We start from the raw sequence: 19,659 nt of genomic DNA on the forward strand, positions 1-19,659 counted from the left end.
TGATCTTTATCAAACAGGTCGCCAGCAAGAAACCATGCTTTTGTGTGATGTTAGCGCCTTCTACGCGTTTCAGCACAGTTTTATTCACATCCCTCGCCAGCTAAGCCATCGCCCTCTTGCCTCACTGCGGGTCCTCCCATAGAACCCTGCAAGCCACGTTAACCGCCCGGAACCGCGAAATGACAACACTGTCCTACACCGACCCCAAACCCAAGGTGATCGCCGGGGTCAAATCCGACTGGGAACTGGTCATCGGGATGGAGGTGCACGCGCAGGTCAATTCCAAGGCTAAGCTGTTCTCGGCGGCCTCCACCGATTTCGGGGCAGAACCGAACCAGAATGTCAGCCTGGTCGATGCGGCCATGCCCGGCATGCTGCCGGTGATCAACCGCTATTGCGTCGAACAGGCGGTGCGCACCGGGCTTGGCCTGAAGGCACGGATCAACCTGCGCTCGGCCTTTGACCGCAAAAACTATTTCTACCCCGATCTGCCGCAGGGCTATCAGATTTCTCAGCTTTACCACCCCATCGTCGGTGAGGGTGAGGTGCTGGTTGATATGGAACCCGGTGTCGCGCGCAAGGTGCGGATCGAACGCATCCATCTGGAACAGGACGCGGGCAAGTTGATCCACGACATGGACCCCCAGATGTCCTTTGTCGATCTGAACCGCACCGGTGTCGCGTTGATGGAGATCGTCTCGCGCCCCGATATACGCGGCCCCGAAGAGGCCGCCGAGTACGTCCGCAAACTGCGCCAGATCCTGCGCTATCTCGGCACCTGCGACGGAAACATGCAGGAAGGTTCGATGCGGGCGGATGTGAACGTCTCGGTCTGCAAACCGGGCGATTACGAAAAATTCCGCGAAACCGGCGATTTCGGCGTGCTGGGCACACGGTGCGAGATCAAGAACATGAACTCTATGCGGTTCATTCAGCAGGCCATCGACTATGAGGCCAAGCGCCAGATCGGCATTCTGGAAGATGGCGGCAAGGTCGATCAGGAAACCCGGCTTTACGATCCAAGCAAGGGCGAAACCCGCTCCATGCGCTCCAAGGAAGAGGCGCATGACTACCGCTACTTCCCCTGCCCGGACCTTCTGCCGCTGGAAATCACGCAGACTTGGGTAGACGACATCGGCACCAGCCTGCCGGAACTCCCCGATGAGAAAAAGGCCCGCTTTGTCGAAAGCTACGGCATGACCGAATATGATGCGGGTGTGCTGACAGCGGAAACCACGAATGCGATGTTCTTTGAGGATGTCGCCAAGGGCCGCGACGGGAAAATGGCCGCCAACTGGGTGATCAACGAGTTGTTCGGCCGCCTGAACAAAGAAGGCCTGGGCATCGACACCTCGCCGGTTTCCGCCGATCAGCTGGGCGGAATTATTGACCTGATTTCCAAAGGCGACATTTCGGGCAAGATTGGCAAGGACCTGTTCGAGATCGTCTGGGCCGAAGGCGGCGACCCGGCGGAGATCGTCGAAGCGCGCGGTATGAAACAGGTAACAGATACCGGCGCGATTGAGGCTGCCGTTGATGATGTGCTGGCCGCCAACCCGGACAAGGTGGCGCAGGCAAAGGAAAAACCCTCCATGGCCGGCTGGTTCGTGGGTCAGGTAATGAAAGCAACCGGCGGCAAGGCCAACCCGAAGGCGGTGAATGAGATCATCCGCCAGAAACTGGGCCTCTAAGCGCCGAGGAGATCGAGCATGAGCAAATACGAATACCGCGTCATTCCGGCCCCGCGCCGGGCCAAACGAGCCAAAGGCGCGCGCACGTCAGAGGATAAGTTTGCGCGCACATTGTCGGACCTGATGAATGAAGAGGCCCGCGAAGGCTGGGAATTCCAGCGCGCCGAATCGCTGCCGGTGGAGCAGAAGAAAGGCATGCTGTCATCTGCGACAGAATCCTACCAATCAGTTCTGGTGTTCCGCCGCGCGCTGCATTCCGCAACCCGCAGCGACCCGGGCCTGCGCGCCACGTCAAACCCGCCGCAACCCTCCCTGCGTCTTGGCCCCGCAGAAAGCAAATAGTCCGGGGTGGGTTTCACCCACCCTACGACCCGAGCGCATGTAGGGTGGGTGAAACCCACCATCGTCGGTATGGAAATCAGGGGGCTTCCACTGTCAGAGCCAAAGCGTGCACCGGCCCATTCATCTCGTCGCGCAGCACCTGATAGACAGCCCGCTGACGCGCAACCCGCCCCAGATCACGAAACGCCGCGGCTTTGATATGCACCGCAAAATGGCTTTCGCCCCCATCGCGATACCCGGCATGCCCGCGATGGGCCTCGCTTTCATCATGGACTTCCAGTTTTTCCGGCGCAAAGGCCGCTTCAAGTTTCATTCGGATTGTATCGGCAACTTTCATACCCTTGAAACCCTTCGGCAATTCCAGACTTCCCCTCTGCGTCGAAAACACTAAACTGTTGCCTCCGACTCGCAAGGGAAGAATTTCGTGACCTCAAACGGCCGCTCTCCATTTGACTTCGACATCTCCGTCGGCGCCGACAAAAAGCGCCGCGCCCGGTCGCGCGGCATGTCCGGCGCCGTCGAAACCTCGTCCCGTGTCTGCGAAAAACCAGGCTGCACCGCTGCTGGCAAGTTTCGCGCACCAAAATCACGCGATAACCTTGAGGAATTTCATTGGTTTTGCCTCGAGCATGTGCGCGAATATAATCTGAAGTGGAATTTTTTCGAAAACCATTCCGAGGAAGAGCTGGAAAAGCAATTCGCGGCTGATCGCGTCTGGGAACGTCCAACCGAACCCTTCAAAGGCGCAAGTGGCCACCCCGAGGGGCGTGCCTGGCAACGACTTGGTGTTGACGACCCTTTTGCGGTTCTTGGGGAAAACGCCACGATGAACCCCGGCAGCGCCACAAAGCGCAAATTGCCCGCAAAAGAACGCAAAGCGGTGACCATTCTGGAAGCCGAGGACCACGAAACAAAGGCGGAAATCCGCAAACGTTACAAGGCTCTTGTGAAAATACTACACCCCGATATGAATGGCGGAAAACGGGACGACGAAGACAGGCTGGCCGAGGTAGTTTGGGCCTGGGATCAGATAAAGGATAGCAGAAGCTTCAAGGACTGATGCAACGTATTTCTCTTCTTCTCGCCGCCACATTCCTTGCTCTGATATTCTATACCCAACCCGCACAAGCTCAGGATGAAACGTCGCATGCAAGTTCATGCTATTCCTGGGACTGCGCCGACCCTGCGCTTCCCGACTTAAACGCCTTCACCTGCGATGACGGCTGGAATGGAAACTGCGCCTATCACATCGCAGCCTTAATCCGCGAAACCAACGCCAGCGCGTTCAAACTGACCGCAGAATACTGTGCAAAGGGCATCGGTCTGGCCTGCGAGATGCAACAGTACAGCATTCGCCCTCAGGTAAATGCGGCCAAGGACTTTCCTTCCAAGCTCAACATGCTGAAGCCGCGATGCGCTGCCGGGAATGGCCTGGCTTGCGACGAGATCGGACTGCTGGAATACCTCATTGATGGCGATGTCAATGACCGCAGCCTGGCCTGGCTCAATCAAGGCTGCACATTGGGCAATCGCTATGCCTGCGCCAATCTTGGGGCACTGAAATCCGGCCGCCATGGCGGTCAGAACCAGGAAAATGTGGCTGAGGGCATCCGCCTGATGCAATCGGCCTGCGACGGACACCTGATGCAGCAATGCTCCCAGTTGGGCGCAGCCCTGTCGATTTATCACGACTATCTTGACCTAAACCACAGCGCCAAGACCTTCGAGGCCGGGTGCCGCACCTTGGTGGCCAGTGACTGCCAAGCCTATGCGAACCAGCTTCTTAATACGGCGCAGGACCGTCTGTCCGTCATCGTGGCTGCGCGCTATTACGACTTTGCCTGCGTGCTTCAGGATGATGTGTCCTGCTTGGCGATGGCCAGCCTGTTCGACACGGACGGGCAAATTGGCCGCCGCCCCAGCCGTGTCTCGGAATACTTGAGAAAAAGCTGTGACCTGAACAATGCACTGGCCTGTTCCAGACTTGCCTTCGGCCACCACGACGGCGCGTTTGGCCCCTCGGACTGGGCCGTCGCCAGCGTCTTTTTCAAACGCGCCTGCGATCTGGGCATGGCACGTGCCTGTCTGGTGCGTGCCATGCAGTTCAAGGACGGCATCTGGCTGCAACAGGACTACGCACAAGACCGTCAGCTCTTCGAAAGTTCCTGCGATCTGGGCTCAGCCGGGGGCTGTGACTGGCTGGGGTTGATGCTTTCGGGCGGATTGGGCGGTAAACGCGATGCCCGCCGGGCCAACATCCTGTTCGAAGACGCCTGCAGCATGGGCAGTGGCCATGGCTGTTGGGATCGGGTCGATGCCTATCTCAACCAACCGCCACCCTTGCAGAATCATGCCGCCGCTCTGAAATGGGCGCAGCGCGGCTGCAAACTGGATAGCGGCCCGTCCTGCAACGCCCTGGGCGTTATCCTGACAGGTCAGGACGGCGTCGAAACCGACCTGCAGGCCGCAACTGAGGCGTACCGCAAGGGCTGCTCACTGCAGAACGGCTTTGCCTGCTCCAACCTTGGCGACATCTATGCCAGCGGCAAAGGCGTTACACCCGACCTGGATCTGGCCCATACACTGGTTGCACGCGGCTGCAGCCTTGGCGCAGGCCCCGGCTGCTACAACCTTGGCCTAAGCTTGCGGGATGGCTGGACAGGTATGATCAACTTCGAACAGGCCGGCGAAGCCTTCCGCATCGCCTGCCACAATCGCGTCGGCCGCGCCCAAGGCAGCTTATGATGTCCTTATGCGAAACAACCGGCCATCCGTCACCGAAAACCCTAGGGCTATAATGCCGAAACCAACCCATGCGCTTGGCTCCATGCTCTCTTCCAAGAACAGAACGCCAAGCGTGATGGCAAAGGCCGGTATCAACAGAGTGACAAGCAGCAGATTTGACGCCCCGGCCATCGAAAGAATGGCAAAATAAAGCACGTAGGCAAGTGCTGTCGACAGCGCGGCCATTCCCAATAAAGCCGCCCAGACATGCGCTGAAAGGTCCAGGTTAGGCACCCCATCTGCCATCAGAACCACCGGGATCATCAGAATTGTGCTGCCAACCAGCATCCCAAGAGCATTCATCAGCGGGGGCTGGCTTGCCAAAGCGACACGGCCCCAAACGCCAGCAAACGCGTAAGAAAACGTTGCCCCAAGAATAGCGACTTGAGCAAGGCTGGCGGGGTTGAAGTCCATGAGTGCCGATGGCCCCATGATGAACGCCACGCCTGCAAGGCCAAGTATGGCACCAAGCAGTTTGTTTCTCGTCAAGGGTTCGTCCTTCAAGAGCAGCCCAGCAACGACCGCCGCAAACATTGCTGTGGTTGCATTCAGGATGGACGCTAGGCCGCTATCAATCTGTTTCTGTCCCCAGAAGATCAATGAAAACGGTATGGCATTATTCAGCGCGCCCATGACAATGTAGCTTCCCCAGATGCGCGGACTGCGAGGGATGGGCAAGCTTTTGAACCGGATGACCAGCGCGAGCAAAGGAAGCGACCACAATACGCGGTGAAGTGTGATCGTCAGGGGTGAAACCTCGGTGAGGGCAACCTCCGCAAAAAAGAATGACCCACCCCAAACGGCGGCCAGGAGTACCAGCAGAAGTCCTGCTTTCAGGCTCATAGTATGCGTTCGAACCGCGGATCTACTGGTCATTTGAAGGTCCTTATCAATTCGGCCAATGTTGTCGAAGCGGAACATAGTTGGCGACCCGAAATATGCGCATTGGGTCGCGCTAACTCTGTCCAAACCGGACATTCAGCTTCGAGCTTGAAAGGCGTCTTTGGGCCCAGACCCGCCGGATTTGTTAATCTATAGCGTCTCACGAAATACCTGAGACATCAGGCATCATCTAACGCGTTGAAATCTTTGATTTCAGGCAGCGTTAGATGATTCAGATTTTTCGCATGACGCTCGAAGGGTTTATCCAGAACCTTCGGGCGTCGCCTACCAAGCTCATCAAGTGTCTCTGAGCGTTTGCTTGGGGTGCCGATGTATTCACGAGAGGATCGTCGCCCATTTCTGTCTTCAACGGTAACGACAAACCTGTTTTCACCGCTATCCGCAATGAACCGCACTCGAAAGGTCTGGTAATCAGACACATCAACATTGTGCTTTTTGCAAAACGCGGGAAAGGCGTCCTTGAACAGCGGCAAGGCGTACGCGACCTCTCCTGCCGGAGCAGCACCATCCACCCGTCCAGTCAAAAAGTCCGCAACAAAATATCCGTCTTCGGTCGCAGCCGCCTCAGCGAAAACGTTGGTGTGCATGACGTGATGCGGCACCACGAAGCTCAAGCCGCCAGCCAAAGAGCCAGCGTAATTATGAGCGACACTATGAAGCTTGTTGTGGTTCATACCACTGGTGTTAGTTAAAAAACGAACGGCAGAAAAGTCTGCCGAGCCGATATTGCCGACCTCAGCTTATCCCAATACAAGGCCGTCTATCGAAAACGCTGGGGACAACCGGGCCGCCCGTACAATATTCAATGAAATTCTTAGCGAGGGTGAACGAGGCAATCCAAACCGGCAAGCGGAAGCCTTCCGACGACACACCAATCGACCCAGCGCCGCAGGACATACCCTCCCAAGCCCCAGCCCCCTTGACCTTTCTGCCCTTTCCCCCTAAATGCCCCTCAACACTTCCGGAGGCGTGAAACCTTCCGGTCCTGACCCTATATCAGGATCGCCACCCGTCAGCGCGTTGCGCCCACGGGTGCTTTTCTGGTTTGGGGCAACGTAAAGGCCGTTATGAGAAGTCAAAAAGCAAAACTGATCCTCTTCTTCTCGACGATTTCGTTCGGGCTGCCCGTGTTTGTATGGCTCGAAAGCGCAAAAATAATCTCCTGGCTGAGAACCTACTTACCGCCCTACCATTGCGACTACGGCCCGGACATTATCGCATCCATCGGCGGTAAAATTTTCTACACCGGTGCCTTTATCTGGTTCTATCCTGCCCTGGCCCTACTGATCGCGAGCGTCATTGTCGCAATCATACTTGAAACCTATGTGCGTTCCACGACGCCCTCTGGAAAGGCGCTTTGATCCATGTTTGAGAACCTCTCCGACCGCCTCGGCGGCGTCTTCGACAAGCTGACAAAACAGGGCGCTTTGTCCGATGCCGATGTGTCGACCGCTCTGCGCGAGGTCCGCGTTGCCCTGCTGGAGGCGGATGTCTCTCTCCCTGTCGCCCGCGATTTCGTCAAGGCGGTGCAGGACAAGGCCACCGGCCAGTCCGTCACCAAATCCGTCACCCCGGGCCAGCAGGTGGTCAAGATCGTCCATGACGAACTGGTACATGTGCTCGCTGGCGACGATGACGACCCCGGCAGCCTGAAAATCGACACGCCCCCCGCCCCGATCCTGATGGTTGGCCTGCAGGGCGGCGGTAAGACCACCACCACTGCGAAACTCGCCAAACGCCTGACCGAGAAACAGGGCAAACGCGTGCTGATGGCCTCGCTCGACATCTACCGCCCGGCCGCGATGGAACAGCTCGCCACCCTTGGCCTTCAGATCGGCGTCGACACCCTGCCCATCGTCCCGGGCCAATCCGCTGCCGACATCGCCAAACGCGCCAAACAACAGGCCTCCCTCGGTGGCTACGACGTCTACCTGCTGGATACCGCCGGACGCCTGTCCATCGACGATACCCTGATGGCCGAGGTGGAGGCCGTGCGCGACATCACCACCCCGCGCGAAACCCTTCTGGTCGTCGACGGCCTGACCGGTCAGGACGCCGTCAACACAGCCGAAAACTTCGACAGCCGCATCGGCATCTCCGGCGTCGTCCTGACCCGAATGGACGGCGACGGTCGCGGCGGTGCCGCCCTGTCCATGCGCGCCGTCACCGGCAAACCCATCAAATTCGTCGGCCTTGGCGAAAAAATGGACGCGCTGGAAACCTTCGAGCCGGACCGCATCGCCGGCCGCATCCTTGGCATGGGCGACATCGTCTCCCTCGTCGAAAAGGCCCAGGACACGATCGAGGCCGAACAGGCTGAACGCATGATGAAGCGCTTCACCAAAGGTCAGTTCAGCATGAACGACCTTCGGATGCAGCTAGAGCAAATGATGAAAATGGGCGGCATGCAGGGCGTCATGGGCATGATGCCCGGCATGGGCAAAATGGCCAAACAGATGGACAGCGCAGGCATGGATGACGCCATCCTGAAACGCCAGATTGCGCTGATCAACTCCATGACCAAACGCGAGCGCGCCCAGCCCCAGATCATGCAGGCCAGCCGCAAGAAACGCGTGGCCAAAGGCGCCGGGCTTGAGGTCTCCGAACTCAACAAGCTCCTGAAAATGCACCGCCAGATGTCCGACATGATGAAGAAAATGGGCAAAGGCGGCATGCTGAAACAGGCCATGAAAGGCATGTTTGGCAAAGGCGGCACACCGGATATGGACGACCCGGCAGCTATGGAACAGGCGGCCAAGGCGCTTGGCGGCAAACTCCCCGGCGGTGCCCTGCCCCCGGGCCTCGGCGGCATGGGCGGTGCGCAACTGCCCCCCGGCCTGTCCGGCTTTGGGAAAAAGAAATGACACCCGCAGCTACCCTCACCACAGACCGCCTAACGCTGCGCCAGCCGCAGGCCAGCGACCTGCCGGCCTATACCGCCTATTGCGCCAGCGACCGGGCGCGCTTTGTCCGTGGTCCGTTCACGGCTCAGCAAGCCTTCGACAAGCTGGCCGCCATAATCGGCCACTGGACCCTTCGCGGCTTTGGCCGCTACGTCATCACCCATAGTGACGCGCCCATCGGCCATGTCGGCCCGCTCGCCACCGTGGACCACGACACAGCAGAACTCAGCTGGACCCTCTGGGACGGCACCCACGAAGGCCAGGGCTTCGCGACCGAGGCCGCCCGGGCCGTCGCCCACCACCTGCTAACCGATCTCAGCTGGCCCGAACTCCTGATCCGCATCCAGCCGGACAACCACGCCTCGCGCCGCATCGCCGACCGGCTGGGGGCCACCCTGACCGATCAGCCAGCACCCGACTGGTATCCCGGCTGCCTGACCTACGCCCTGACCCAAAGGGCCGCCGCATGACCCTCGCCCCGACCATCACCGGCAAGGCCATCCGCCTGCGCCCCCACCGCGCCGAGGATATGGAGGCGTTCTGGACCTTCTTCCAGTCCCCCCGCGCGGTCTATACAGACACGCCCGATACCCGCACGCAGCTCTGGTACAGCTTCGCGTCCGAGGTCGGCTCCTGGGCACTGACCAGCATGGGTGGCTGGGCCATCGAAACACCGGATGGCCAGTTCGCCGGACAGGTCGCCATCATCCACCCGCCACATTTCGCAGAACCCGAACTGGGCTGGATCCTCTTTGACGGCTTCGAAGGCCGCGGCCTCGCCTATGACGCCGCCCGCCTTGCACTGGATTACGCAAGGGCGGTCCTCCGCCCCGCCTCGCTGGTCAGCTATATCCACGCCGACAACACACGCTCCATCGCCCTGGCCAAACGCCTCGGCGCCTCCCGCGACGACAGTGCCAAAAGACACGACGCCGAAGACCTGGTCTATCGCCATGCCATCCAAGGGGGCCCCCAATGACCCACCCCTTTCAATGTTCCAAAAATATCCCGGGATGCGCGAGGGGCTGGCCCCTCGCTCCCACCACAAGGGCCACGCCATGACTCACACCCTCGAAACCGACCGCCTGCGCCTCAGCATGCCCACGCCCGATATGTTCGATCACGTCGCCGATTTCCTTGGCTCGGACCGCGCCGCCTATGTCGGCGGGCCGCTGCATCGCTATCTGGCCTGGAACAGCTTTGCCGGCCATCTGGGCCACTGGCAGTTGCGCGGCTATGGCCTCTTTGCGGTGGTCGACAAATCCGACGACGCGCTCTGCGGCATGATCGGCCCCTACAACCCCGATGGCTGGCTCGCCCCGGAAATCGGCTGGTGGATCACCAACCCCGCGAAAGAGGGTAAGGGCATCGCCATGGAAGCCGCCCTGCGCGCCCGCCGCCACGCCTATGACACCATCGGCTGGACCGAGGCCTTCAGCGTCATCGCGCCGGACAACACCCGCTCGATCGCGCTGGCCGAACGGATGGGCGCGACGCTGGACCGCAAGGATGTCACCCCGACCGGCAAACCCGCCCTGATCTATCGCCACCCAGCCCCGGCGGAGGCCGCATGACCCGCAGTTTTCGCATAATGCAAATCGACTTTGCGGCCAGCCGATTGCCAGACGTTTGCCATACGCATGCCATACGCATGCTGGCACCCTTCGGAGACAGCCTATGACCGACGCCATTACCCGTGCCGCGACCCTTCTGAAAGAGCATCGCGACAGCATCGACCGACTGGACGCGATCCTCGTGTTCACCCTGGCCGAACGCTTCAAGCACACCCAGTCGGTTGGCAAGCTCAAGGCCGAACACGCCCTGCCCCCCTCCGACCCCTCGCGTGAGGCTGACCAGATTGCCCGGCTCGAACGGCTTGCCGCCGAAGCCGATCTCGACCCGGAATTTGCTAAAAAATTCCTCAACTTCGTGATCTTGGAAGTGATCCGCCATCACGAACAACACCAATCCGCGACAGACTGATCTGTCGCAGACCGCCATGATCAAAGGAGAACAAAATGGCTATTAAAATCCGTCTCGCCCGTGGGGGCTCCAAGAAACGTCCGTTTTACCGGATTGTGGCCGCCGACAGCCGCATGCCCCGCGATGGCCGCTACATCGAAAAACTGGGCACTTACAATCCCTTGCTGCCCAAAGACAGCGAAGACCGCGTCAAGATGGACCTCGACCGGGTAAAGTACTGGCTCGGCGAAGGCGCACAGACAACAGATCGTATTTCGCGGATGCTGGAAGCTGCTGGCGTGCTTGAAAAGAAAGAGCGCAGCAACCCGCAGAAAGCGGAACCCGGCAAGAAAACTCAGGAACGGGCCGAAGAAAAAGCCGCCAAAGAAGCCGAAGCTGCTGAGGCCGCAAAAGCCGCCGCAGAAGCCCCGGCCGAAGAACCGGCCGAAGAACCCGCTGCCGAGGAAGCTCCCGCAGAAGAAGCCCCTGCCGAGGACACAGCGGCCGAGGAAACCCCTGCAGAGGAAGAGAAGGCCGAGTAAGGCCTTCCTTCATCCCCGGTATGGGCGAGCCCAACACAGCGCATATATGCGTCGGCGCCATCGCCGGCGCCTTTGGTGTGCGCGGCGAGGTGCGGTTGAAATCCTTTTGCGCCGATCCCGGTGCCATTGCGGATTACGCCCCCCTGACGACCGAAGATGGTGGCACCAGCTATGAGGTCACCATCACACGGCCGATCAAAAACGGGTTCGCCGCCCGCCTGTCCGGGGTGCCCACGCGCGAGGCGGCAGAGGCGCTGAAAGGCACGCGCCTTTACGCCCCGCGCGACCGCCTGCCCGCCTTGCCCGATGACGAATTCTACCATACCGACCTGATCGGGCTGGAGGTGTTCGACACCGGCGGCGCGCGGCTTGGCAAGGTCAGTGCCGTGCATGATCACGGCGCGGGCGATCTGCTGGAGGTGTCTTTCGGCGGAAAATCCGTCCTGCTGCCCTTCACGCAGGAGGCCGTGCCAACCATCGACCTGACCGCGAAACGGGCCATCATCGACCCGCCCGACGGTCTGTTCGATGAGGGCAAGCCATGACCGCGCTTGTCCCCGAGCTTTACTGCCGCGACCTGACAAAAAGCCTGATCGCCTATACCGGCGTGTTCGGCTTTATCAAGCAATATGGGCGAGAGGGCTTTGCCTATCTGAAGCTTGGAGAGGCCGCCCTTATGCTGGAACAACTCAATGTTGACAGCTGGCTGGCCGCCCCAGCTGAACCGCCACTGGGCCGCGGGATCAACCTGCAGATCGAGGTGGAAAATCTGGCCAAACTGGTCTCCCGCGCCAAGGCCGCCCAGACACCCGTTTTTCGCCCATTGGAAGAGGTTTGGTACAAGACTGGCACCGGGCTAAGCGGCCAGCGCCAGATTGTTTTGCAGGACCCCGACGGCTATCTGCTGCGGTTCTGCCAGACCTTGCCCTCGGAAACCCCGCCCGCATCCAAAGCCCGGTTCGTCCGATGACCGACCGCCCAGAGCGCCCGGCCAAATCCCATGGCCGTCTGGCTGTCCGCCCCTCGGCCCAGCCGCGTGAACTGATGCAGGACCGGCCCGACCTGGCCGGAGCCTGGACAGCACGGGTACTGACCCTATTCCCCGAGATGTTCCCCGGCCCCCTAGGCTATTCGCTGACCGGCAAGGCGTTGCAGGACGGGCTGTGGCGTCTGGAAACGCTGCAAATTCGCGACTTTGGCGAAGGGAAGCACCGCAATGTCGATGACACGCCCGCAGGCGGCGGGGCGGGCATGGTGCTTCGCGCTGATATTCTGGCAAAGGCGCTGGATGCCGCGTCAGCCGGTGCAACGGGCAACTGGCCCGTGATCTATCTGTCCCCGCGCGGCCGGCGCTTTGATCAGACCATGGCCCGGCGGCTGGCCCAGACCGATGGCATCACGTTGCTTTGTGGCCGGTTCGAAGGTGTGGATCAGCGAATCCTCGACACAAGAAATATCATCGAGGTCAGCCTGGGCGACTATATCCTGACCGGCGGAGAAATCGCCGCACAGGCCTTGATTGACGCAACGGTTCGCCTTATACCCCGCGTGCTTGGGAATGCTGAGTCGACCGAGGAAGAAAGTTTCTCTCACGGGCTTCTCGAATACCCGCAATATACAAGGCCCACTGACTGGGATGGCCACCAGATACCCGAGATCCTGCTTTCGGGACATCATGGCCGGATTGCCACATGGCGGCACGCCCAGGCGGAAGCTTTGACAAAGGAACGTCGTCCCGACCTGTGGCGGGCTTATCTTGAAACCCAAGGTAAGAGCCCGGAGCCAGGCCAACAGCTCTCGGACGCGCACACCATCGCCGGCAAAGGCGAGAACAAGGATTGAGACGATGAACCTACTGGAAACGCTCGAGAAAGAGCAAATTGCTGCGCTTGGCAAAGATATCCCTGACTTCAAGGCTGGCGATACCATCCGCGTCGGCTTCAAGGTGACCGAGGGCACCCGGACCCGTGTGCAGAACTACGAAGGTGTCTGCATCAGCCGCAAGAACGGCCATGGCATTGACGGGTCCTTTACCGTTCGCAAAATTTCCTTCGGCGAAGGTGTCGAGCGTGTCTTCCCGCTCCACTCGCCCAATATCGACAGCATCACAGTGATCCGCCGCGGCCGCGTTCGCCGTGCGAAACTGTACTACCTGCGTGAGCGTCGCGGTAAATCTGCGCGTATCGCAGAAAAGACCAACTACCGCGAGCTGTCCTCTAAATAGAGGGCAAAGCTTCGCCACAGACGGCTTTCAAAGGCACTCCGAACGGGGTGCCTTTTTCGTTTTAAGAGACCCTGGTCGGCGTTCCGTGGCGACCCTAGGCGATAAGCCGCGCATCGCCGAGCCGTGGTGCGGCGATCTGCCATTCGGTTAGAGCGCTTTATCCCAGCCACCGGCGCGCTCCAACCATTCGATGCACCAAGACCAACCCAATCGCCGTGCCGACGGGACGGCTCGGCGATGCGCGGCGGCCTGACGGCCTTATTCCGCGCGTGGTTAGAATGGGCGTTCTACTCCGCCACGCATCCATCGTCTTAATACATTCACGAACCTGTTGAATTTCACCCTCGCCCCCTTGTTAGAATCGTTCTAGTTTATTTCCAAACTTTGACCGATTCACCAAATGGGGGAACGAATTATGGACGGGAACACCAATCCGGCAGGCGGCTGCCCAGTCATGCATGGCGGCAATACAGGACAGGACAACAGCGTCACCAAATGGTGGCCACGCTCCCTGAACCTGGACATCCTGCATCAGCATGGCGCGCGGACCAATCCGATGGACGCGGACTATGATCACCGCAAGGCGGTCAAAGCGCTGGATTTTGAGGCTGTCAAAGCAGACGTCAAAGCCCTGATGACCGACAGCCAAAGCTGGTGGCCCGCGGATTGGGGGCATTATGGCGGGCTGATGATCCGTCTGGCCTGGCACTCTGCGGGTTCTTATCGCATGGGCGATGGTCGGGGCGGTGCAGGCTCGGGCAATATCCGGTTTGCGCCGCTGAACTCCTGGCCAGACAATGCCAGCCTGGACAAGGCGCGGCGGCTGCTGTGGCCGGTGAAAAAGAAATACGGCAATGCGCTCAGCTGGGCCGATCTGATCGTGTTGTCGGGCACCATCGCCTACGAATCCATGGGGCTGAAAACCTTCGGCTTTGGCTTCGGGCGCGAGGATATCTGGGGGCCAGAGCAGGACGTGAACTGGGGGGGCGAGGATGAATGGCTCGCCCCGTCCGAGAACCGTTATGGTGATCTGGACGATACCGCGACCCTCTATAATCCGCTGGCCGCCGTTCATATGGGGCTGATCTATGTGAACCCCGAGGGGGTGAACGGCAATCCTGATCCGGCCCGCACCGCGCTGCATGTGCGCGAAACCTTTGGCCGGATGGCAATGAATGACGAGGAAACCGCCGCGCTGACCTGCGGTGGCCATACCGTTGGCAAGGCACATGGTGGCGGCGATCACGCCAATATCGGGGCTGAACCTGAGGGCTGCCCGGTGCATATGCAGGGCTTTGGTTGGGACAACCCCGGCCTGGACGGCAAGGCAACCAATGCCTTTACATCTGGGGTCGAAGGGGCCTGGACCAAAAATCCGACCCAGTGGGATATGGGCTTTTTCGACTATCTGTTCGGCTACGAATGGGAACTGACCAAATCCCCTGCCGGGGCCAATCAGTGGAAACCGGTCGACATGCCTGAAGATCACATGCCGGTTGACCCGACTGATCCTTCGGTTCGCATCATGCCGGTCATGACCGATGCGGATATGGCGATGAAGGTCGATCCAACCTACAATGCGATCTGCCAGAAATTCCGCGCCGATCCCGATTACTTTGCCGATACCTTTGCCCGCGCCTGGTTCAAGCTGACCCACCGCGATATGGGGCCTCGGGCGAATTACCATGGGCCGGATGTGCCGTCAGAGGATCTGATCTGGCAGGACCCGGTTCCCGCTGGTTCCACCGCCTATGACGTTGCAGCTGTGAAGGCGAAGATCGCGGCCAGCGGCCTGTCTGCGGCAGACATGATTGCCACCGCCTGGGACAGCGCGCGGACCTATCGCGGCTCGGACAAACGGGGCGGAGCGAATGGCGCACGCATCCGTCTGGCACCGCAAAAGGACTGGGCGGCGAATGAGCCGCAGCGAATGGCGCAGGTGCTGGCTGTGCTGGAGCCGATTGCAGCTGAGACCGGAGCCTCCATCGCGGATGTGATCGTTCTGGCCGGGAATGTCGGTCTGGAGCAGGCCATAACGGCGGCGGGCCACAGCATCGCGGTTCCCTTTGCTCCGGGACGCGGCGACGCGACCGATGCGCAAACCGATGCCGAGAGCTTTGACGTGCTGGAGCCGTTGGCCTGCGGTTTCCGCAACTGGCAAAAGGAAAAATACGCCGTCGCGCCCGAGGAACTGATGCTGGATAAGGCGCAGCTTCTGAGCCTGACCGCGGCGGAAATGACTGTGCTGGTCGGCGGGATGCGAGTGTTGGGCGTCAATCACAGCGGCAGCAGCCATGGTGTGTTCACCGACCGCGTGGGTCAGCTGACCAACGACTTTTTCGTCAACCTGACCGACATGGCCTATAGCTGGCACCCGGCAGAGGATGGCAGTTACGAGATCCGCGACCGGGCCTCTGGCGCTGTCAAATGGACTGCGACCAGCGCCGATCTGGTCTTCGGCTCAAACTCGATCCTGCGCGCCTATGCCGAGGTTTACGCCCAGGATGACAATGCCGAGAAATTCGTGCGCGATTTTGTGGCCGCCTGGACCAAGGTCATGAACGCAGATCGGTTTGATCTGGCTTAAGGTTATCGCCGGGCGGTGTATCTGCCGCCCGGCGCTTCTGATCCCGTTTTAGCGATACAGCAGAACCGGGATTTTCACCGATTGGATCATCGCCGTTGTGGTCGACCCGATGATCAGGCTGCGAATGCGGCTGTGGCCATAGGCCCCCATCACCAGCAGATCGAAGCCTTCCTCTGTGGTCAGGCGGGTCAACACCTCCTCGGGGGTGCCAGAGACAACGCGCGGGGTCGCGTTGATGTCTGCGGCGCGCAGGGTTGCGACCGCGGCTTCTGCAATCTCCTGCAGTTTGACGGTGTCCTGACCGATGCTTAGCACGCAGATCTCAAGACCGGCAAAGACCGGGCTGGCCGCCATCCGGTCAATGGCCACGTTCGCACTGGCGCTGCCATCATAGGCCACCAGCACGCGGGAAATGGGCCGAAACTCGCGCGAGGCGACAAAGACCGGCACCTTGGAGGTCCGCACGATCCGTTCCAGGTTTGAGCCAAGATGGCCGGAGGCAAAATCCGCCCCCTCGCCGCGTTTGCCGATGGTGATGGCGCGGATATCGCCGTCCAACTCCCGCACGGCATCCAGCAGATCGCCCTTGCGCAGCCGCAGGTTCACATGCGGCACACCGTCCTGATCCAGGATCGCCTTGGCATCCTCAAGAATGGCGTGGCCCTGCGCCTGCGCCAGTTTCGCGCGCTGTTCATCCAGCGCGGACAGCTCTTTCAGCAGGGCCGATCGTGCCCCTAGGCGCAGCGCGCCTGACAGGTCGGTCGGTGTCCCGCCCTCGTTGCGACCCAGCACATGCATCGCCTCTACCCCGGCGTTCAGCTTTTGTGCGATCCAGGCCGTGTGATGGCACACACTTTCGGAATAGGCCGAGCCATCCAGCAATGCCAATATCTTGTCCATGCTCATCCCCCCTCAATGCCCCATCAGCTTGTCCAGCGCCCCGGGCTTGTCATGGATAGCAAGCTTGTCGACCAATGTCTCGGTGGCGGCGTTCATGCCGATAACCTTCACCTCGGCCCCTTCGCGGCGGAATTTCAGGATAATCATGTCCAGCGCCTGCACCGAACTGATATCCCAGATATGTGCCTGACTGACATCGATGACAACGCGGTCCAGCGCTTCGCGCAGATCGAACGCCTCGGTGAAATCCTCGACGGAGCCATAGAACAGCTGGCCTTCCACAACGTAAGTCCGCTCGCGCCCATCCTCTGACAGGCTGGAGGACATGCGAAACAGCTGGGCGATCTTGCCCGCGAAAAAGATGCCGGACAGCAGCACACCCACCAACACACCGATAGCCAGGTTATGGGTGTAAACGACCACCGCGACGGTTGCGATCATAACTATAGAGGACGAATGCGGATGCACCTTCAGGTTTTTAATCGAAGACCAGGAAAACGTCCCGATGGAGACCATGATCATGATGGCCACCAACGCTGGCATTGGGATGCGGGCGACGAAATCCCCAAGCCCGACCACTAGAACCAGCAGAACAACACCGGCGGTAAAGGCCGACAGGCGGCCGCGCCCGCCGGACTTAACATTGATGATCGACTGGCCGATCATGGCACATCCGGCCATGCCGCCGATAAACCCGGTGACGGTGTTTGCGATGCCCTGCCCGATACATTCCTGATCCCGGCTGGTTTTCGTGTCAGTCAGATCGTCCACGATGCTCTGGGTCATCAAGCTTTCCAGCAGGCCGACGGCCGCGACGGCCGCCGCATAGGGAAAGATGATTTTCAGCGTTTCCAGCGTCAGAGGAATATCAGGCAGCAGAAAGGCCGGCAGGGCCTCGGGCAGATCGCCCAGATTGTCAACGGTGCGAACGTCCCAGCCTGTCAGCACAACAACAGCCGTCAGCACGATGATGGCGACCAGCGGCGACGGGAAGGCTGTGGTGATCCGCGGGAACAGGTAGATGATCGCAAGCCCCACCGCCACAAGCGCATAGGTCAACCAGGTCACATCCGCATTGCGCGGATCAATCTCGGGGATTTGCGACATGAAAATCAGGATCGCGAGCGCGTTCACAAAGCCGGTCATCACCGAGCTTGATATATAGCGCATAAAACGCCCCAGCTTCAGAAAACCAGCGGTGATCTGCAGCAGACCGGCCAGAACGGTCGCGGCCAGCAGATGATCCAGCCCATGCTGCTTGACCAGAGAGCCCATGACAAAGGCCGTTGCAGCAGTCGCCGCCGAGATCATCCCGGGCCGCCCGCCCGTAAAGGCAATCAGCACCGCGATAGAGAACGAGGCATAAAGCCCCACCTCGGGATCCACCCCCGCCATGGTCGAGAACGCAATCGCCTCGGGGATCAGGGCCAGGGCCACAACGATGCCCGCAAGGACATCACCGCGAATATTGCCGAACCATTGCTGTCGGTATTCAGAAACAGAGATCATGAGCAGTTAGATACCTTGCGCCGCGCAGGTCCCGCAAAGACCAGTCCGGCATGTCAGATTAAGAAACCGACACGTTTTGCTGAACCAGCCTTTGGTTCGGCCCGAAACATCCCGGAATGTCATTGTTGTTTATGCACGCCGCGCACAGGCGAAAGCCTGCTTTTCACGCCGAGCGGTAAAGGGTTATCCGGCGGATCAGCGACCGGAAGCGCCACCCGGGCTTTCACCGAGACCTGTACGATTTGCACCGCATAGACCTGATTCTGCGCAAAATCTCAAGCATTATTGGCACCACAGGCCGTGTTTACCCTTCCAATTTCGGAGGGTTCATCAATACCGCCTTAAAAACATCAAGCTATCAAAATAGATAAAACTACTCTTCCAGATTATAATTTATATTAGACACCTTACCCAATATTGTTAATACGTCAGACGTGGGTTTTTCAGAGTAATTGGTGCTAAAGTAGTGCGTCTCAAAGTCGCTGGAGAAGCCTTGGTTTTTTCCCGCTACAAAACCATACTCGTCACTCTCCAGCGACTTAATGTCGTCGACTGACAGGCCCAGCTTACGCAGCGTTTTGTTCCCAAATTTAACCGACCCCACATAGTAGGGTTTGCTCTCAAATTCCTCAAACTCTGCGAATATGCAGGTGCCATTGCTGTCCAGCATTGGGTAAGACAAGACCTGAACTGGATTTCATAAGCTCTACTCCATAGATGCCAACCATGCCCGAAAGAAAGTCCGACTTGCTTTCACCGCACTATGCCAATTCGCACTATCCTCCCAAAATGTCCTCCTAAAGCGTTTCGAGTTTACCTTGAGACATCACATAAAATCGAAACGCGTACACCATATAGGCTTATCACTGCGTTTCAGGATAATCTTTTGTCTCAGGTTTATCCCGAAACGCTTTAGGGCCTGTTAACACTTAATCATCTCCACGATGAGGGTGAAGTTCAGAAAGGCGCGGCACATGACATCAAGCTTTTCGAATCTTGAGAAGATACGTCGGAAGTCTTTCAGCCTTCGGAACAGGCGTTCGACTTCGTTGCGCCTCTTGTAGAGGGTGCGGTCGTAGCCCCATTTGACCCGCCGGTTTGCCTTCGGAGGGACAACCGGAACCATGCCCAAGTCGAGCACCAGTTGTCGCGTTTCGTCGCCCTCATAGGCCCGGTCCATGAGCAGGGGCACACCTTTGATCGGCGCCTCCCAATCGGTCAGCAGGGCGCGGCCCTCGGACCAAGAAATTTGCGATGTCGCGGCATCGGCCATGTCGTTTTGTAAGTCCTCACAAAAGAAAAGCCCCGCCAG

Annotated in this window: 20 protein-coding genes, 2 pseudogenes and 1 other annotated feature; of the genes and pseudogenes, 16 read left to right on the forward strand and 6 right to left on the reverse strand. The window is 59.4% G+C overall.

Annotation, left to right across the window (positions count from 1 at the left end):
- Positions 1–179: 179 nt before the first annotated feature.
- The gene (gatB, locus tag ACW9UQ_RS09735) at positions 180–1,691 is read left to right on the forward strand and encodes an Asp-tRNA(Asn)/Glu-tRNA(Gln) amidotransferase subunit GatB (protein ID WP_458930828.1); all 1,512 of its coding nucleotides are present in this window, start codon (positions 180–182) and stop codon (positions 1,689–1,691) included.
- A gap of 18 nt (positions 1,692–1,709) precedes the next feature.
- The gene (locus tag ACW9UQ_RS09740; RefSeq protein ID WP_458930829.1) at positions 1,710–2,033 is read left to right on the forward strand and encodes a DUF4177 domain-containing protein; all 324 of its coding nucleotides are present in this window, start codon (positions 1,710–1,712) and stop codon (positions 2,031–2,033) included.
- Between the two features lie 76 nt (positions 2,034–2,109).
- On the opposite strand, the gene ACW9UQ_RS09745 is transcribed toward ACW9UQ_RS09740, so the two are convergent.
- A complete protein-coding gene (locus tag ACW9UQ_RS09745) occupies positions 2,110–2,370 on the reverse strand; it encodes a BolA family protein (RefSeq protein ID WP_458930830.1) in 261 nt (86 codons plus the stop codon).
- A gap of 87 nt (positions 2,371–2,457) precedes the next feature.
- Here ACW9UQ_RS09745 and ACW9UQ_RS09750 point away from each other — a divergent pair, with 87 nt between their 5' ends.
- A complete protein-coding gene (locus ACW9UQ_RS09750) occupies positions 2,458–3,093 on the forward strand; it encodes a J domain-containing protein (RefSeq protein WP_458930831.1) in 636 nt (211 codons plus the stop codon).
- Positions 3,093–4,778, forward strand: a complete 1,686-nt coding sequence (locus ACW9UQ_RS09755) for a tetratricopeptide repeat protein (RefSeq protein WP_458930832.1) — start codon at positions 3,093–3,095, stop codon at positions 4,776–4,778. Before ACW9UQ_RS09750 ends, ACW9UQ_RS09755 begins: the two co-directional genes overlap by 1 nt.
- On the opposite strand, the gene ACW9UQ_RS09760 is transcribed toward ACW9UQ_RS09755, so the two are convergent.
- Positions 4,773–5,693, reverse strand: coding sequence for a DMT family transporter (locus tag ACW9UQ_RS09760; RefSeq protein WP_458930833.1), 921 nt, complete (start codon positions 5,691–5,693; stop codon positions 4,773–4,775). The two genes, ACW9UQ_RS09755 and ACW9UQ_RS09760, sit on opposite strands and share 6 nt — an antisense overlap.
- 185 nt (positions 5,694–5,878) lie before the next feature.
- Positions 5,879–6,394, reverse strand: coding sequence for a hypothetical protein (locus ACW9UQ_RS09765; protein ID WP_458930834.1), 516 nt, complete (start codon positions 6,392–6,394; stop codon positions 5,879–5,881).
- 393 nt (positions 6,395–6,787) lie between these two features.
- Here ACW9UQ_RS09765 and ACW9UQ_RS09770 point away from each other — a divergent pair, with 393 nt between their 5' ends.
- From ACW9UQ_RS09770 to katG, 12 genes and pseudogenes are all read left to right on the forward strand, one after another.
- Entirely contained in the window at positions 6,788–7,081 is a 294-nt protein-coding gene (locus ACW9UQ_RS09770; protein ID WP_458930835.1) for a hypothetical protein, read from the forward strand.
- A gap of 3 nt (positions 7,082–7,084) precedes the next feature.
- Positions 7,085–8,584, forward strand: coding sequence for a signal recognition particle protein (gene ffh / locus ACW9UQ_RS09775; protein ID WP_458930836.1), 1,500 nt, complete (start codon positions 7,085–7,087; stop codon positions 8,582–8,584).
- Positions 8,581–9,093 carry a GNAT family N-acetyltransferase gene (locus ACW9UQ_RS09780; RefSeq protein WP_458930837.1) on the forward strand — a complete coding sequence of 171 codons (513 nt, stop codon included), beginning with the start codon at positions 8,581–8,583 and terminating at the stop codon, positions 9,091–9,093. The genes ffh and ACW9UQ_RS09780 overlap by 4 nt, the downstream gene beginning before the upstream one ends.
- Positions 9,090–9,602 carry a GNAT family N-acetyltransferase gene (locus tag ACW9UQ_RS09785; RefSeq protein WP_458930838.1) on the forward strand — a complete coding sequence of 171 codons (513 nt, stop codon included), beginning with the start codon at positions 9,090–9,092 and terminating at the stop codon, positions 9,600–9,602. Before ACW9UQ_RS09780 ends, ACW9UQ_RS09785 begins: the two co-directional genes overlap by 4 nt.
- A gap of 79 nt (positions 9,603–9,681) precedes the next feature.
- Complete coding sequence (locus ACW9UQ_RS09790; protein WP_458930839.1) at positions 9,682–10,197, forward strand: GNAT family N-acetyltransferase; 516 nt, start codon at positions 9,682–9,684, stop codon at positions 10,195–10,197.
- A 103-nt stretch (positions 10,198–10,300) separates the two neighbouring features.
- Positions 10,301–10,606, forward strand: a complete 306-nt coding sequence (locus ACW9UQ_RS09795; protein WP_458930840.1) for a chorismate mutase — start codon at positions 10,301–10,303, stop codon at positions 10,604–10,606.
- Positions 10,607–10,641: 35 nt separating this feature from the next.
- Positions 10,642–11,037: pseudogene (gene rpsP / locus ACW9UQ_RS09800) on the forward strand (30S ribosomal protein S16); the annotation flags it as partial.
- 110 nt (positions 11,038–11,147) lie between these two features.
- On the forward strand, positions 11,148–11,672 hold the full coding sequence (gene rimM / locus ACW9UQ_RS09805) for a ribosome maturation factor RimM (protein ID WP_458930841.1): 525 nt from the start codon (positions 11,148–11,150) through the stop codon (positions 11,670–11,672).
- Entirely contained in the window at positions 11,669–12,097 is a 429-nt protein-coding gene (locus ACW9UQ_RS09810; RefSeq protein WP_458930842.1) for a bleomycin resistance protein, read from the forward strand. The genes rimM and ACW9UQ_RS09810 overlap by 4 nt, the downstream gene beginning before the upstream one ends.
- Positions 12,094–12,969, forward strand: coding sequence for a tRNA (guanosine(37)-N1)-methyltransferase TrmD (gene trmD, locus ACW9UQ_RS09815; RefSeq protein WP_458930843.1), 876 nt, complete (start codon positions 12,094–12,096; stop codon positions 12,967–12,969). The genes ACW9UQ_RS09810 and trmD overlap by 4 nt, the downstream gene beginning before the upstream one ends.
- Positions 12,970–12,973: 4 nt before the next feature.
- Entirely contained in the window at positions 12,974–13,351 is a 378-nt protein-coding gene (gene rplS, locus ACW9UQ_RS09820; protein ID WP_458930844.1) for a 50S ribosomal protein L19, read from the forward strand.
- Between the two features lie 415 nt (positions 13,352–13,766).
- Positions 13,767–15,938 carry a catalase/peroxidase HPI gene (gene katG, locus ACW9UQ_RS09825; RefSeq protein ID WP_458930845.1) on the forward strand — a complete coding sequence of 724 codons (2,172 nt, stop codon included), beginning with the start codon at positions 13,767–13,769 and terminating at the stop codon, positions 15,936–15,938.
- 48 nt (positions 15,939–15,986) lie between these two features.
- Here katG and ACW9UQ_RS09830 read toward each other — a convergent pair whose 3' ends face one another.
- The 3 genes and pseudogenes from ACW9UQ_RS09830 to ACW9UQ_RS09840 all read right to left on the reverse strand — a co-directional run.
- Positions 15,987–16,838, reverse strand: coding sequence for a universal stress protein (locus tag ACW9UQ_RS09830; RefSeq protein ID WP_458930846.1), 852 nt, complete (start codon positions 16,836–16,838; stop codon positions 15,987–15,989).
- A 12-nt stretch (positions 16,839–16,850) separates the two neighbouring features.
- Complete coding sequence (locus ACW9UQ_RS09835) at positions 16,851–18,347, reverse strand: SulP family inorganic anion transporter (RefSeq protein WP_458930847.1); 1,497 nt, start codon at positions 18,345–18,347, stop codon at positions 16,851–16,853.
- Positions 18,348–18,528: 181 nt separating this feature from the next.
- Positions 18,529–18,584: a sequence feature (sul1 is cis-regulatory element that is thought to sense ions involved in sulfur or methionine metabolism; They are found in Alphaproteobacteria), on the reverse strand.
- 685 nt (positions 18,585–19,269) lie between these two features.
- Positions 19,270–19,581 (reverse strand): annotated as a pseudogene (locus tag ACW9UQ_RS09840) (transposase); the annotation flags it as partial.
- Between the last annotated feature and the right edge of the window lie 78 nt (positions 19,582–19,659).

The organism is Halovulum sp. GXIMD14793, assembly GCF_054457435.1.

Bases quoted from the DNA above. Each gene is read 5' to 3' on its own strand.
- gatB (WP_458930828.1), top strand. From the start codon at position 180: ATGACAACACTGTCCTACACCGACCCCAAACCCAAGGTGATCGCCGGG.
- ACW9UQ_RS09740 (WP_458930829.1), top strand. From the start codon at position 1,710: ATGAGCAAATACGAATACCGCGTCATTCCGGCCCCGCGCCGGGCCAAA.
- ACW9UQ_RS09745 (WP_458930830.1), bottom strand. From the start codon at position 2,370: ATGAAAGTTGCCGATACAATCCGAATGAAACTTGAAGCGGCCTTTGCG.
- ACW9UQ_RS09755 (WP_458930832.1), top strand. From the start codon at position 3,093: ATGCAACGTATTTCTCTTCTTCTCGCCGCCACATTCCTTGCTCTGATA.
- ACW9UQ_RS09760 (WP_458930833.1), bottom strand. From the start codon at position 5,693: ATGACCAGTAGATCCGCGGTTCGAACGCATACTATGAGCCTGAAAGCA.
- ACW9UQ_RS09765 (WP_458930834.1), bottom strand. From the start codon at position 6,394: ATGAACCACAACAAGCTTCATAGTGTCGCTCATAATTACGCTGGCTCT.
- ACW9UQ_RS09770 (WP_458930835.1), top strand. From the start codon at position 6,788: ATGAGAAGTCAAAAAGCAAAACTGATCCTCTTCTTCTCGACGATTTCG.
- ffh (WP_458930836.1), top strand. From the start codon at position 7,085: ATGTTTGAGAACCTCTCCGACCGCCTCGGCGGCGTCTTCGACAAGCTG.
- ACW9UQ_RS09780 (WP_458930837.1), top strand. From the start codon at position 8,581: ATGACACCCGCAGCTACCCTCACCACAGACCGCCTAACGCTGCGCCAG.
- ACW9UQ_RS09785 (WP_458930838.1), top strand. From the start codon at position 9,090: ATGACCCTCGCCCCGACCATCACCGGCAAGGCCATCCGCCTGCGCCCC.
- ACW9UQ_RS09790 (WP_458930839.1), top strand. From the start codon at position 9,682: ATGACTCACACCCTCGAAACCGACCGCCTGCGCCTCAGCATGCCCACG.
- ACW9UQ_RS09795 (WP_458930840.1), top strand. From the start codon at position 10,301: ATGACCGACGCCATTACCCGTGCCGCGACCCTTCTGAAAGAGCATCGC.
- rimM (WP_458930841.1), top strand. From the start codon at position 11,148: ATGGGCGAGCCCAACACAGCGCATATATGCGTCGGCGCCATCGCCGGC.
- ACW9UQ_RS09810 (WP_458930842.1), top strand. From the start codon at position 11,669: ATGACCGCGCTTGTCCCCGAGCTTTACTGCCGCGACCTGACAAAAAGC.
- trmD (WP_458930843.1), top strand. From the start codon at position 12,094: ATGACCGACCGCCCAGAGCGCCCGGCCAAATCCCATGGCCGTCTGGCT.
- rplS (WP_458930844.1), top strand. From the start codon at position 12,974: ATGAACCTACTGGAAACGCTCGAGAAAGAGCAAATTGCTGCGCTTGGC.
- katG (WP_458930845.1), top strand. From the start codon at position 13,767: ATGGACGGGAACACCAATCCGGCAGGCGGCTGCCCAGTCATGCATGGC.
- ACW9UQ_RS09830 (WP_458930846.1), bottom strand. From the start codon at position 16,838: ATGGACAAGATATTGGCATTGCTGGATGGCTCGGCCTATTCCGAAAGT.
- ACW9UQ_RS09835 (WP_458930847.1), bottom strand. From the start codon at position 18,347: ATGATCTCTGTTTCTGAATACCGACAGCAATGGTTCGGCAATATTCGC.